At 69.5% G+C, this 12,464-nt stretch carries 10 protein-coding genes; 6 read left to right on the forward strand and 4 right to left on the reverse strand.

Translation table 11 applies throughout. The features are described 5' to 3' along the window. The first annotated feature begins 3 nt into the window (after positions 1 to 3). From FBZ87_RS10640 to FBZ87_RS10655, 4 genes are all read left to right on the forward strand, one after another. Positions 4 to 2,691, forward strand: coding sequence for a nitrate reductase (locus tag FBZ87_RS10640; protein ID WP_145610285.1), 2,688 nt, complete (start codon positions 4 to 6; stop codon positions 2,689 to 2,691). Then, positions 2,672 to 3,463 (forward strand): uroporphyrinogen-III C-methyltransferase, encoded by a 792-nt coding sequence (gene cobA / locus FBZ87_RS10645; RefSeq protein ID WP_145610286.1) that lies wholly within the window; start codon positions 2,672 to 2,674, stop codon positions 3,461 to 3,463. The genes FBZ87_RS10640 and cobA overlap by 20 nt, the downstream gene beginning before the upstream one ends. Before the next feature lie 20 nt (positions 3,464 to 3,483). Continuing rightward, entirely contained in the window at positions 3,484 to 4,461 is a 978-nt protein-coding gene (locus FBZ87_RS10650) for a glycosyl transferase family protein (RefSeq protein WP_145610287.1), read from the forward strand. 82 nt (positions 4,462 to 4,543) lie between these two features. Then, positions 4,544 to 5,011, forward strand: a complete 468-nt coding sequence (locus FBZ87_RS10655; RefSeq protein ID WP_186454693.1) for a YybH family protein — start codon at positions 4,544 to 4,546, stop codon at positions 5,009 to 5,011. Here FBZ87_RS10655 and FBZ87_RS10660 read toward each other — a convergent pair. Continuing rightward, the gene (locus FBZ87_RS10660) at positions 4,979 to 5,887 is read right to left on the reverse strand and encodes a sigma-70 family RNA polymerase sigma factor (RefSeq protein WP_145610289.1); all 909 of its coding nucleotides are present in this window, start codon (positions 5,885 to 5,887) and stop codon (positions 4,979 to 4,981) included. The two genes, FBZ87_RS10655 and FBZ87_RS10660, sit on opposite strands and share 33 nt — an antisense overlap. A 159-nt stretch (positions 5,888 to 6,046) precedes the next feature. Here FBZ87_RS10660 and FBZ87_RS10665 point away from each other — a divergent pair, with 159 nt between their 5' ends. Beyond that, the gene (locus FBZ87_RS10665; protein ID WP_145610290.1) at positions 6,047 to 6,682 is read left to right on the forward strand and encodes a glutathione S-transferase family protein; all 636 of its coding nucleotides are present in this window, start codon (positions 6,047 to 6,049) and stop codon (positions 6,680 to 6,682) included. 39 nt (positions 6,683 to 6,721) lie between these two features. Here the strand turns inward: FBZ87_RS10665 and FBZ87_RS10670 are convergent, their stop codons facing one another. The 3 genes from FBZ87_RS10670 to FBZ87_RS10680 form a co-directional block, all read right to left on the reverse strand. Beyond that, a complete protein-coding gene (locus FBZ87_RS10670; RefSeq protein ID WP_145610291.1) occupies positions 6,722 to 7,363 on the reverse strand; it encodes a GntR family transcriptional regulator in 642 nt (213 codons plus the stop codon). Positions 7,364 to 7,459: 96 nt separating this feature from the next. Further along, a complete protein-coding gene (locus tag FBZ87_RS10675) occupies positions 7,460 to 8,968 on the reverse strand; it encodes a glycoside hydrolase family 27 protein (protein WP_246134338.1) in 1,509 nt (502 codons plus the stop codon). Then, positions 8,965 to 10,557 carry an alpha-N-arabinofuranosidase gene (locus tag FBZ87_RS10680; RefSeq protein ID WP_145610292.1) on the reverse strand — a complete coding sequence of 531 codons (1,593 nt, stop codon included), beginning with the start codon at positions 10,555 to 10,557 and terminating at the stop codon, positions 8,965 to 8,967. The genes FBZ87_RS10675 and FBZ87_RS10680 overlap by 4 nt, the downstream gene beginning before the upstream one ends. Positions 10,558 to 10,684: 127 nt before the next feature. On the opposite strand from FBZ87_RS10680, the gene FBZ87_RS10685 reads away from it, so the two are divergent. Then, the gene (locus tag FBZ87_RS10685; RefSeq protein WP_246134339.1) at positions 10,685 to 12,448 is read left to right on the forward strand and encodes an alpha-amylase family protein; all 1,764 of its coding nucleotides are present in this window, start codon (positions 10,685 to 10,687) and stop codon (positions 12,446 to 12,448) included. The last annotated feature ends 16 nt before the right edge of the window (positions 12,449 to 12,464 follow it).

Here is a 12,464-nt window from a genome sequence, read left to right on the forward strand (position 1 = left end):
GGGATGGCACGGGACGCTGAAGCCGGTGCCCTCACCGGCACCGTCCGCTCCACCTGCCCCTATTGTGGCGTGGGCTGCGGCGTCGTCGCCCAGGCCGACGGCCAGGTTGTGGGGGACACCGACCACCCGGCCAACCGGGGCCGCCTCTGCTCCAAGGGGTCCGCGCTGGCGGAAACGCTGAGGGATGGGGAGCGGCTGACCCGCCCCCTGATCGACGGGCGGGCGGCGGACTGGACCCAGGCCCTGGACCTGGTGGCGAACCGTTTCAGGGCTACGATCGCCGAGCATGGGCCAGACAGCGTCGCCTTCTACGTCAGCGGCCAATGCCTGACGGAGGATTATTACGTCGCCAACAAGCTGATGAAGGGCTTCATCGGCAGCGGCAACATCGACACCAATTCCCGGCTGTGCATGGCCTCCTCCGTCGCCGGCCACACCCGCGCCTTCGGCGCCGACGTGGTGCCCGGAACGTACGAGGATCTGGAACTGGCGGACCTGGTGGTGCTGGTGGGCAGCAATTCCGCCTGGTGCCACCCGGTGCTGCACCAGCGACTGCTGGCCGCCAAGGCCAAGCGGCCGCTGCGCATCGTGGCGATCGACCCGCGCCGCACGGCGACGTGTGAGGATGCCGACCTGCATCTGGCCGTGCGCCCCGGCGCCGACGTCGCCCTGTTCAATGGCCTGCTGGCCCATCTGGCCGACCAGGATGTGCTGGACCACACCTGGATGGCGGCGCATGCGGAGGGGTTCGAGCCCGCCCTTGCCGCCGCCCGGCAGACGGCCGGCCAGACCGCGGCCCTCACCGGCCTGGACCCGGTGGACCTGGCCCGCTTCTACCACTGGTTCGCGTCCACCCCACGGGTCGTCACCGTCTATTCCCAGGGGGTGAACCAGTCCTCCGTGGGCACCGACAAGGTCAACGCCATCATCAATTGCCATTTGGCGACGGGGCGCATCGGCAAGCCCGGCTGCGGCCCCTTCTCCATCACCGGGCAACCCAACGCCATGGGCGGGCGCGAGGTGGGCGGCTTGGCCAACCAGCTGGCCGCCCACATGCGCTTCGACCAGCCAGAGTCCCTCGACCGCGTCCGCCGCTTCTGGCGGGCGCCCAACCTGGCGACCAAGCCGGGACTGAAAGCCGTGGAGATGTTCGACGCCGTGCTGGACGGCCGCATCAAGGCCCTGTGGATCATCGCCACCAACCCCGCCGACAGCCTGCCCCGGGCCGATAGGGTGCGCGAGGCGTTGGCACGCTGCCCCTTCGTCGTCGTGTCCGACTGCTGGCCCAACGACACCACGGCCCTGGCCGACGTGGTGCTGCCGGCGGCGGGATGGGGGGAGCGGGACGGCACCGTCACCAACTCCGAACGCGTCATCAGCCGCCAGCGCCCCTTCCGCCCCGCCCCGGGCGAGGCGCGGGCAGACTGGCGCGTACTGGCCGCCGTGGGGCAGCGCATGGGCTGGAAGGACGCCTTTTCCTGGACCAGCCCGGCGGCGGTGTTCCGGGAGCACGCCGCCCTGTCGGGTTTCGAGAACGCCGGCAGCCGCCCCTTCGACATCAGCGGCCTGGCCATGCTGACCGATGGGCAGTACGACGCCCTGGCGCCGGTGCGCTGGCCCGTGCGCTGGGCGGGGGATGAGGGCGGGCGGCTGTTCGGCCAGGGCGGCTTCGCCACGCCCAGCGGCCGGGGCCGCCTGGTGCCCACCCCCTGGCGCCCGCCAACCAGCCGCACCGATGACACCTACCCCCTGGTGCTGAACACCGGCCGCATCCGCGACCAGTGGCACACCATGACCCGCACCGGCCGCGTGCCCCGCCTGCTGGCGCACTCGGGGGAACCACGCGCCGCCCTGTCCCCCACCGACGCCGCGCGCCTGGGCCTCAAGGACGGCGACCTGGTGCGCATCGAAAGCGTCCACGCCGGCACGGTGGTGCGCGCTACCGTCGATGCCGGCCAGCGGGTGGGAGAGATGTTCCTGCCCATGCACTGGACGGATGAGTTCTGCTCCGCCGGGCCCGCCGGCCGCCTGGTCAATGCGGCGCTGGACCCCATCTCCGGCCAGCCGGAACTGAAGCTGACGCCGGTGCGGGCGGAGGCGGTGCCCGTGGCCTGGCGCGGCCTGCTGCTGCACCGCGCCGCCGTGCGACCCCAGGGTGTGGCCTATTGGTCCCGCGTGCCGCTCAGCAACGGCCACGCCTTTGAGATCGTGGGGTCGGACGCCCTGCTAGCGGGGGCGGCCCTGACGCGCTTCGTCGAGGGCCTGCTGCATCCGCCAGCGGGTGCGGAGTGGCTGCAGCTGACCGATGCCGGGCGCGGCCTGCTGCGCGTCGCCATCCTGGTGGACGGCCGGCTGGAGGCCTGCCTGTTCCTGGCCGCCGGCGACGGCGCCCAACTGCCGCCCCGCGACGTGCTGGCGGCCCTGCTGGGCGACAAGGTGACGGACGCGGCGCGGCCCAGCCTGCTGTCCGGCCGCGCCCCCGGCGGGTCAGGGGCCACGGGCGTGAAGTCAGCCGGCCGCACCGTCTGCGCCTGCTTCTCCGTCGGCCTGGTCACTATCCGGGAGGCCATCGTCGCCAACCGCCTGACCTCGGCGGAGGAGATCGGCGCCTGCCTCAAGGCCGGCACCAACTGCGGGTCCTGCATCCCCGAACTGAAGGAGATCCTGCGCGATGTCCATGCCTCAGCCTAACGTCACCGGCCGCGCCAGCCTGGTCGGCGCCGGCCCCGGCGATCCCGAGCTGCTGACGGTGAAGGCCCTGCGCCGCATCGAGAGCGCCGACGTGCTGCTGTACGACAAGCTGGTCGACCCGCGCATCCTGGACCTAGCCCCCGCCCATGCCCGGCGCATCGACGTGGGCAAGCGCTGCGGCCGGCATACCCTGAGCCAGGCCGCCATCAACCGCCTGATCGTCGCCCATGCCCAGGCGGGCGCCCATGTCGTGCGCCTGAAGGGCGGCGACCCCATGGTCTTCGGCCGCGCAGGCGAGGAGCTGGCGGCCCTGGCCGCCGCCGGCGTGGTGGCGGAGGTGGTGCCCGGCATCACCGTGGCCTGCGCCGCGGCGGCATCCATGGCCATGCCGCTGACCCAGCGCGGCTACAGCCGCAGCCTGCACCTGATCACGGGGCACGGCGCCGACGACAGGGTACCCACCCACGACTGGAACGCGCTGGCCGCCTGCGACGGCACCATCGCCATCTATATGGGCGGCCGCACCTTGGGCCAGGTGACCCAGCGCCTGCTGGCCGCCGGCCTGGACCCCAGCACCCCAGCCATCGCCATCGAGAACGCGACCCTGGCGACCGAGCGGCGCCTGCCCGGCACGGTGGCCGACATCGCCGCCCTGGTGGCAGCGGCGGCGGTGAGCGGCCCCACCCTGGTGCTGGTGGGACGGGTGGTGGCGTTGCGGCGGCAGGACGCGGTAGAGTCCGCGATGAACGAGGTGCGGTCCCGCGCCGCCTGAAACTTGAGTTTGCCTGCGCCATGACGGATGAACATGTCTTCGCCCAGTACGTCCGCACCCTGGGGCGCGGCCCCGGCCGCTCCCGCTCCCTGACACGGGAAGAGGCGCGCACGGCCCTGGGCATGGTGCTGAAGGGGGAGGCCGACCCCCACCAGGTGGGCGCCTTCCTCATGCTGCTGCGCTATCGCGGGGAGGACCCGGATGAGGTGGCGGGCCTGGTGGAGGCCGCGCGCGACGCCGCCGGCATCAGCGACGGCGCCTGCACCGGCGCCGCCGACCTGGACTGGCCATCCTACGGCGCCGGCCGCACCCGCGATGAGCCCTGGTTCCTGCTGTCCGCCCTGGCGCTGGCCCAGGCCGGGCACCGCGTCATCATGCACGGGTCCAACGCCTTCACCCAGGGCCGCGACGTGCCCGACGCCCTGGGGGAGCTGGGCCTGCGCCCGGCCACCAGCCACGAGGATGCCAAGCGCCTGGTGGCCGAGACCGGCTTCGCCTATCTGCCCCTGTCGGCGCTCAGCCCGGCGCTGGACCATCTGCTGAACCTGCGCCACCTGCTGGGCCTGCGCAGCCCCATCAACACCGTCTGCCGCCTGCTGGACCCGTTCCACACCCAGGCCGCCGTCGACGGCGTCTTCCACCCGCCCTACATCGATCTGCACTTAGGAGTCGCCCAGCGCCTGAACCGCCCCCGCCTGGTGGTGGTCAAGGGCGGCGGCGGCGAGGTGGAACGCAATCCCGCCAAGCCCACCACCGCCTATCTGCAAGCCGACGCCGAGCGCTGGGAACTCCCCCTCCCCGCGCTGACCGCCAGCAAGGCGGAGGTGCCGGGCCTGCTGCCCGTGTGGCGCGGCGAACCGGGGCGGGACGCGGAAACGGCGACGGTCATCGCCACCATTGCCCTGGGGGTGCTGGCGCTGGGGTTGGCGAATGAGCCGGCCGAGGCCGACCGGGTGGCGGCGGAGATTTGGGCGGGCCGGCGGGCCTCCCCCGCTTGATCCTAAAAAAACCCAATCGCCCCTGTATCCTTCAACTCCTGTCATTCGTCTTCCAGGCTCAAACGCCCACAGGAGAAGCGATATGGAAGAAGAGGTGAAGTCGGTTCTGGAGGCCTACCGCCAGGCGGTGTGGGACCGGAAGCCCGAGGCGCTGCTGGCGCTTTATGCCGAGGATGTGGTGGTGTTCGACACCTGGGACACCTGGTCCTATCCCGACCGAGCGGCCTGGCGGCAGTCGGTGGAGGCCTGGCTGGGCGGGCTCAATGATGAGCGCGTGCAGGTCGCGGCGGAGGCGGTGCGGGTGGTGGGCGGTGGTGAGGCCGCGGGCCTCAGCGCCTTCCTGACCTACACCGCCCTGACGCCGGAGGGGGCCAAGCTGCGGTCCATGCAGAACCGCTTGAGCTGGCAGTTGGTGAAGCGTGAAGGCCCCCAGGGAAAGACGGCGTGGCTCATCGCGCAGGAGCACACCTCCGTCCCCATTGCTCCCGAAAGCCTGACGGGGCATCTCAGCCGGGAATCAGATATGGATGGCCCCACCCTCCGGGAGTGAAGCCGCGTCGAGGGGACGGGCGTCGGCCATGCCGCGCGCCACCGGGCAGTGGAAGAAATCCCGGATGCGGGTGATGCGCCCGTCCCGCCAGCTGATGAAGATGAAGTTGGCGATGGTGCCGTCGCGGTAGGACAGCAGGCCGGGCTGGCCGTCGATGCTGCCAGGCACCAGATGCCAGCCCAGAAGGCGACTGTAGTTGCCAAAGTAGGGCTCTACGCCCGCGCGGCCGTGGCGCGTGAACTCCCCCATCAAATCCAGGCGTACATCGTCGGCCAGCAAGGCGCGCACGGCGTCGAAATCGCGGGCGTTGAACAGGGCGACATAGCGGGCAAGGTGCGCCCGCTCCTCCGCCGACAGCACCAGGGGTGCCGGTTCCTCCAGCGTGGCGGCCAGGGCGCGCAGCTTGGCCCGGCCCCGGTGCAGGGCGGCCTTCACCGCCGGCACGCTCATGTCCAGCATGGCCGCGATCTCCGCCAGGGTGTAGCCCAGCACGTCCATCAGGATGAGGCAGGCGCGCTGGGCCGGCGACAGCTTCATGAAGGGGCGCAGGCCGAACTCCGCCAGCTCACGCTGGCTGAGCGGGTCCGTCGTCTCCACCGCCAGATGCTCATGATCCTCCAGCGGCTCCGTCCGGCCGCCGCGCTTCAGCACGTCCAGGGCGGCGTTGCGGGCGATGCGGAACATCCAGGCCTCAGGGCTGTCCAGCCGCTCGATCCCCGGCCAGGCCTGCAATGCCTTCAACAGCGTTTCCTGCACCACGTCCTCCCCCTCCACCACCGAGCCCACCATGCGGGCGCAGAAGGTGTAGAGCCGGGGGCGCAGGTTGCGCACCAGGCGGTCGAAATCCGTCTGGGGCCGGGGGTGGATCTGAAGCATGGGAATGACGCCTTCCGCTGGGGTGCATCCCCCAAGGACGATCCAGGGCGGCGGAAGGTTACAGGGGGTGCGAAAAATATTTGCCGGTCCGGGTCCGTATCTTTTGCAGCGCCGCCAGCGTCTTAGCGGTGTTCCCCAAACCCAAGGAGCATACGCATCATGGAACTCTACACCCTTCCCGGCTCCCCCAGCGTCCGCAAGGTCCTGGCCGTCGTCCACCACCTGGGCCTGACGGTCGAGGTCCGCACCCTGGACTTCACAAAGCAGGAAACGCGGCAGCCCGGCTTCCTGGCCCTCAACCCGAACGGCATGGTGCCGGTGCTGGTGGACGGCGGCCTGACGCTGTGGGAGAGCTGCGCCATCAACCAGTACCTGGTGGCCAAGGCCGGCGGCTCATCCCTGTTTCCGGACGATCCCGCCGTGCGCGCCGACATCACCCGCTGGCAGTTCTGGGAGCAGGCGCATTTCAACAAGGCCTGGGGCACCCTGATCTTCGAAAGCATCATCAAGCCCCGCAATGGCCTGGGCGAGCCGGCGGCCGAGGTCATGGCATTTTTCCAGCAGGATCTGGCCCGCTTCGCCCCCGTGCTGGAAAGCCACCTGGCCGGCCGCACCTACCTGGTGGGCAACGGCGTCACCCTGGCCGACTACGGCCTGGTCTGCCTGGAGGGCTATCGCAGCGTAACGCCCTTTGACTGGACGCCCTTCCCCAACATCAACCGCTATCTGGACCACATGCGGGAACAGCCCGCCTGGGTGAAGGCGGCACCGAAGGTGACGGCCGTGGCAGCGTGAGGCGTCAAGCGCGGCGGGGTCACACCCGCCGCGTTCCGGTCAGCCGGCGAGCTCACGCTGCAAATCCTCCAGCGTGCCCTGGATGTGCCGGGCGGTCAGCGTCTCCACCACCGCGGCGTCGCCGGCCATCCAGGCATCGAACAGGGCGCGATGCTCGTCCCGCGCCCTGTCGTCACGGCCCTGGGGTTCCAGGTGCGCCCGGACATAGCGTTCCGACAGGATGTGCAGGCGTTCCATCAGTTGGCTGGTGATGCCGCCCGCCGGGCGGATCAGCGCCATGTGGAACGCGCGGTTGTGGGTGACGTGGCCGGTGCCGGCGGTCCCCTGCTCCCGCTCCAGCGCCAGCAGCTCGGCCCGGGCGTGCTCGCGGTCGGCCGGGGTGGCGCGCCGGGCGCCATCCGCCGTCGCCCCGGGTTCCAGCTTCAGGCGCAGGGCGAACACCTCCGTCGCCTCTTCCGCCGTCAGCGTGTTCACCACATAGCCCCGGTTGGGAAAGGAGGTGACCAGGCCATCCTGCTCCAGCCGGCCCAAGGCCTCGCGCAGGGGGATCTTGCTGATGCCCAGCTGGCTGGCCACCGCCGCCTGCTGCACCGCCGTGCCCGGCGCCATGGTGCCCAGCAGGATGTGCTCCCGCACGATTTCATAGGCCTGGTCAGGCAGGCTGCGAACGATAATGCTCATGCGGCGGATTCAGTCGGGAGAGGGTCGCGGCGAACTGCCGTGCCCCATCATAGCATTTCCCGAATGAAAATCCGCTGGCACTGTTAGCGCTAACACCTACCGGGTGGCGCGCAACAGCACCACGCCGTGCGCCGGCACCGTATGAGCGGCACCCGGCGCCACGCCGCGGTGGGCCCACAGGTCGCGCACGCTGGGATGATCCCCCAGGCCCAGGGCGGGCCAATCGGCGGTCATGGCCATCGGCTTGTCCGTGCGGTTGAACAGGCCCACGGCGACCGAGCCGTCGGCCAAGGGCCGGGTCCAAACCTCCGTCCCGTCCTGCTTGCGCACCGGCAAGCCTTGGCGGCCCAGCGGATCCTGGTCGATAGCGATGACCTCGGCATTGCCCAGCAGGGCCAGCGTGTCCCGGGGCATGGACCGGGCGTCATTGCCCATCAGCAAGGGGGCCGCCATCATGGCCCACAGGCTGATGTGGGTGCGATACTCCTCGGTCGTCATGCCGCCGTTGCCGACCTCCAGCATGTCCGGATCGTTCCAGCCGCCGGGGCCGGTGTGACGCGGCACGCCGTTCTTGTCGAAGCCGATGGTCGCCATGCTGGCGTAGCTGTCCTCGATGTCCCCGGTGGTGCGCCACAGGTTGCCGCCCACGTCACGGCCCCAGGCGCCCACGTCGAAGCGGCCGTATTCGCACAGGCTGTAGACGATGGGGCGGCCGGTCGCGTTCAGCGCCGCCCCCATCTGCTGATACACCGCCTGGACCGTATCGGCGGTGTGGTAGAAGCCCTCGCCCGAGCACAGGTCGTACTTCAGGTAGTCGATGCCCCATTCCGCCCAGGTGCGGGCATCCTGCTCCACATGGCCGTAGCTGCCGGCATAGCCGGCGCAGCTCTTGGGGCCGGGGGAACTGTAGATGCCCAGCTTCAGCCCCCGCGCATGGACATAGTCGGCCAGGGCCTTCATATCCGGGAACTTGGCGTTGGGATGCAGCACGCCATCGGGGCCGCGCTCCCCCTGCCAGCCGTCATCGATGTTGACATAGACATAGCCGGCGTCGCGCAGGCCGCTGCGCACCAGGGCGTCGGCGATCTCCCGCACCGTCTTGTCGTCGATGGCCTCGGCGAACTTGTTCCAGCTGCTCCACCCCATGGGCGGGGTGCGGGCCAGGCCGTTGCTGGGCACATGGGCCGGGGCGGGCAGCGGATACGTGGGAAAGTCCAGGGCCGCCATCTCCGCCGCCGTGGCGCGATGGGCGGTGGCGTCCTGCTTCTCGTACCAGACCTGGCCGGTCAACCGAATGCCCGACTCATCCGGCGCCAGGGTCAGGTCCAGGGGCTTCAGCTTGGGATTGCCGTTGTCGATATGGAAGACCAACCTTTCCCCCGCCGGGCCCTCCCCCGTCGCCTTCAGGTCCAGCATGGGCAGGTCGCCATACCATTCGGACGTGATGGTGCCGTGCAGGCCACCCGCGTCCTGGCGGATGACCATCTTGGTGAAACGGGGGAAGGACGGGGCGGCCTGGAAGACCCAGTCGCCCGTCAGATCAGCGCCCCACGCCTGGCTGGTGAGAAGAACACCGGCCAGGACGCCAAGGACACACTTGGTCATTTCAGTTCCAAAACGACCACAGACTTGGCCGGCAGGGTCACACTGACGGTGTCGCTTGACAGCTTGGCGTCACTGAAGTCTGTCGGCACCACCGTTTGCGGATGGTCGAAGGTGTTGTCGCTGTTCATGGCCGGGCCCGTCAGGATACGGCCCGTCACCTTGCCCGCCTTCAGGCCCGCCAGGCGCACCTGCACGGGGGCCGCCTTGTTGGGATCGACGTTGGTCAGGGCCAGGCGGGTGACGCCGTCCGTGCCGCGACCGGCCGAGGCGCTGACGGCGGGGACGGTGCGACCGCCCTGGCTGTAGTCCGGCCCCGTCACCGCAACGGGCAGGCTGGTGGCGCCTTGGAAGCCCTTGTACATATCGAAGACATGGTAGGTGGGCGTCAGCACCATGCGCGGCCCGTCGGTCAGGATCATGGCCTGCAGCACGTTCACCATCTGGGCGATGTTGGCCATGCGCACGCGGTCGGCATGGGCATGGAAGATGTTCAGGCTGATCGCCGCCACCACCGCGTCGCGCACGGTGTTCTGCTGCTGCAGGAAGCCGGGGTTGCTGCCCGGCGTCGGGTCGTGCCAGGTGCCCCATTCGTCCACCACCAGGGCGACCCGCTTCTCCGGGTCGTACTTGTCCATGATGGCGCTGTGGTGGCTGATGTAGGTGCCGATCTGGTAGGCGCCGAAGATGCTGGCGAACCATTCGGTCTCATTGAAGTCGGTGGCGGAGCCCTTCACCTTCCAGGTGCCCTTGGGCACGCTGTTCAGTGAGGCCACGTCGTAATAGTGCATGGACAGCGCGTCGATTTCCTTGGCCGCCCGCGCCATGATGGTCTCGGTCCAGGCGGTGTCGTCATCGCTGGGACCCACGGCGATGAACTTCGTCGGCTGGCCGGCGCCCGGCTTCAGGAAGGTGCGGGTCTGGCGCAGCAGGTCGGCATAGTAATCCGCCGTCATGTTGCCGCCGCAACCCCAGACCTCGTTGCCCACGGCGAACCAGTTCAGCGTCCAGGGCTTGTCCCGGCCGTTGGCCCGCCGCTCCTGCACCAGGCTGCCGTGGTTGTCCGCCGTCATGTAGGCGACCCAGTCGGCCATCTCGCGCACGCTGCCGCTGCCCAGGTTGCCGTTGACGTAGGTTCCGGCGCCGATCAGTTCCGAGAAGTCCATGAACTCATGGGTACCGAAGGCGTTGTTCTCTTCCACTCCGCCCCAGTTGGTGTTCACGATGACGGGGCGGCGCTCCTTGGGGCCGATGCCGTCGCGCCAATGGTATTCATCGGCGAAGCAGCCGCCGGGCCAGCGCACCACCGGCACATGCAAGGCCTTCAGCGCCTCCACCACGTCCTTGCGGTAACCGTGGATGTTAGGGATGGGGCTGTCGGGCCCCACCCAGATGCCGCCGTAGATCTGCGTGCCCAGATGCTCCGCGAACTGGCCATAGATCTCCTTGGCGATGACCGGGCCGGGATGGTCGGCCTGAACGGTCACCGTGGCCGAGGGGGCGGCGGCGAAGGCCATCGTACCGCCCAGGGCGGTGCCCGCCAGCAGAACGGCGGCGGCGAGGCGCCCGGCGGGGCGAAGAGCACGGATCATTCCTGGAGGCACTCCCTGTGGTGTTTTTAAGTCGTATAATAGTACTATCCGGCGCCAGCGAGGTTGTAAACCATTCGCGGACCGACCACCGCCGGAAAAGAACAAGCAGGAACAGGAGACGTCATCCGTGCCCCATCCCGTAACCCGCCGCGCCTTCCTGGCCAGCGGCGCCGGCACCGCCGCGGCGCTGGCCGCCACCGCCCCGGCGGCAGCGGCGTCCGGCGCGCCCAGCCCGGACCTGCAGCTGCTGACCTCGCGCAGCGGCGTCTACACCCCGGCCAGGGGCGAGGCGGTGCTGCAGTTCAGCTTCGATTTCCCCGAGGCGTCGGTGCAGGTGGGCCCTTTGCTGATGGGCTTCCGGGTGCAGACGTATGAGAACGCCTACGCCATCGACCCCACGGTGACGCGTGTGGTGCGCGACGGTAACCGCACCTCGCTGACCTGCGACGGCCTGCTGTGGGCCGGCGGTCAGGAGAAGGCGCCGGGCACGCTGGTGGCCGAATTCATGGTGGAGGCGGACGGCACGGTGCAATGGACGGCCAAGGCCGAGGCCCAACTCCCGGTAAAGTCCATCACCACCGTGGTACGCGGCCTGCCGCGCGGTGAAATCTCCGTCTCCGGCCAGGATTTCACCGATTTGAAGGATGACGAGAAGGTCTTCGAATATCCCAACTTCTTCCATGGGGTGGCGACACCCCTGGCCGTGCTGAAGGCCGCCGATGGCCGTCACTTCGCCCTGTCGGCGCGGCAGACGGCGGTACGGACCTGCCGCTTCTTCTTCCAGCCGGGGCCGGATGGCTATCGCATCGAGCTGATCCATGAGGGCGAGGGTTGGGCCAAAGCCAACAGCCTGGCGACCCCGCCGTGGCGGGTGGGACCCGCGGCGGATTACGCGGCCGCCGCCGCCCCGCACTTCGCCCATGTGGAAAAGACCTACGGCATCCCGTCGCTGGCGACCCGGCCGGATATGCCGGCGTGGATGCGGGAGGTCGACCTGGTGCTGAGCATCCACGGCGCGCACTGGACCGGCTACATCTTCAACGACTATGCCCGCATCCTGGAGATCCTGCGCTGGGCCGCCACGCAGATCGACCCGAAGCGCGTCATGGTCTTCCTGCCGGCCTGGGACGGGCGCTATTACTGGAATTACCCCCTGTACCAGCCCGACCCGCGCATGGGCGGGGCGGAGGGCTTCAAGCGCCTGGTCAGCCAGGCGCAGAAGCTGGGCTTCCGCATCGTCCCTATGTTCGGCACCAACAGCGCCAACAAGGTGTGGGAGGAGTTCAAACTGTTCGCCGACGCCACGACGGAGCGGGTGGACGGCGATTCCTTTGACCTGAACTGGGTGGACTGGGACAACGATCGCTCGGGGGAGGGTTGGATGCCCTTCATGAACCTGGGCGTGGAGTCCTGGCGCCGCTGGTTGGGGGAGCGCATCTCCGCCACCATCCGGCAGTTCGGCGTCGACGGCTATTTCCTGGACATCGCCGGGGCGGCCATCAACAACACCAAGGCCGACATGCATGAGGGCACGCGCCTGCTGGTGCAGGATCTGGCCCAGCGCCACCCCGGCATCCCGCCGGTGGGGGAGATGCTGTACGACGCGCAGATGGCCTTCATCCCCATGAGCCATGTCACGCGCTACGCCCTGGCCCCGGCGGCTTATGACGGCTATGTCCGCAGCTATCAGCATCTGAGCCGCCCGGCCCCCGGCCGGGGCAGCACCGGCGTGCACGAGGCGGGCTTCGGCACCTACAAGCCCGAGATCCCGCCCCACCAGCGCGCCATCCCCACCATCACCGTGGTCGACGACACCTTCACCAAGGAACGCGCCGCCATGGCGGACTACATCAAACAGGCCAAGGCCTGGGGCGAGGCGCGGCGGAAATAAGGGCGCCAGTCGACAA

The organism is Nitrospirillum amazonense, assembly GCF_007828035.1.
Classification (GTDB): domain Bacteria; phylum Pseudomonadota; class Alphaproteobacteria; order Azospirillales; family Azospirillaceae; genus Nitrospirillum; species Nitrospirillum amazonense.

Coding starts and splice junctions, on each gene's coding strand:
- FBZ87_RS10640 (WP_145610285.1), top strand. CDS start 4: ATGGCACGGGACGCTGAAGCCGGTGCCCTCACCGGCACCGTCCGCTCC.
- cobA (WP_145610286.1), top strand. CDS start 2,672: ATGTCCATGCCTCAGCCTAACGTCACCGGCCGCGCCAGCCTGGTCGGC.
- FBZ87_RS10650 (WP_145610287.1), top strand. CDS start 3,484: ATGACGGATGAACATGTCTTCGCCCAGTACGTCCGCACCCTGGGGCGC.
- FBZ87_RS10655 (WP_186454693.1), top strand. CDS start 4,544: ATGGAAGAAGAGGTGAAGTCGGTTCTGGAGGCCTACCGCCAGGCGGTG.
- FBZ87_RS10660 (WP_145610289.1), bottom strand. CDS start 5,887: ATGCTTCAGATCCACCCCCGGCCCCAGACGGATTTCGACCGCCTGGTG.
- FBZ87_RS10665 (WP_145610290.1), top strand. CDS start 6,047: ATGGAACTCTACACCCTTCCCGGCTCCCCCAGCGTCCGCAAGGTCCTG.
- FBZ87_RS10670 (WP_145610291.1), bottom strand. CDS start 7,363: ATGAGCATTATCGTTCGCAGCCTGCCTGACCAGGCCTATGAAATCGTG.
- FBZ87_RS10675 (WP_246134338.1), bottom strand. CDS start 8,968: ATGACCAAGTGTGTCCTTGGCGTCCTGGCCGGTGTTCTTCTCACCAGC.
- FBZ87_RS10680 (WP_145610292.1), bottom strand. CDS start 10,557: ATGATCCGTGCTCTTCGCCCCGCCGGGCGCCTCGCCGCCGCCGTTCTG.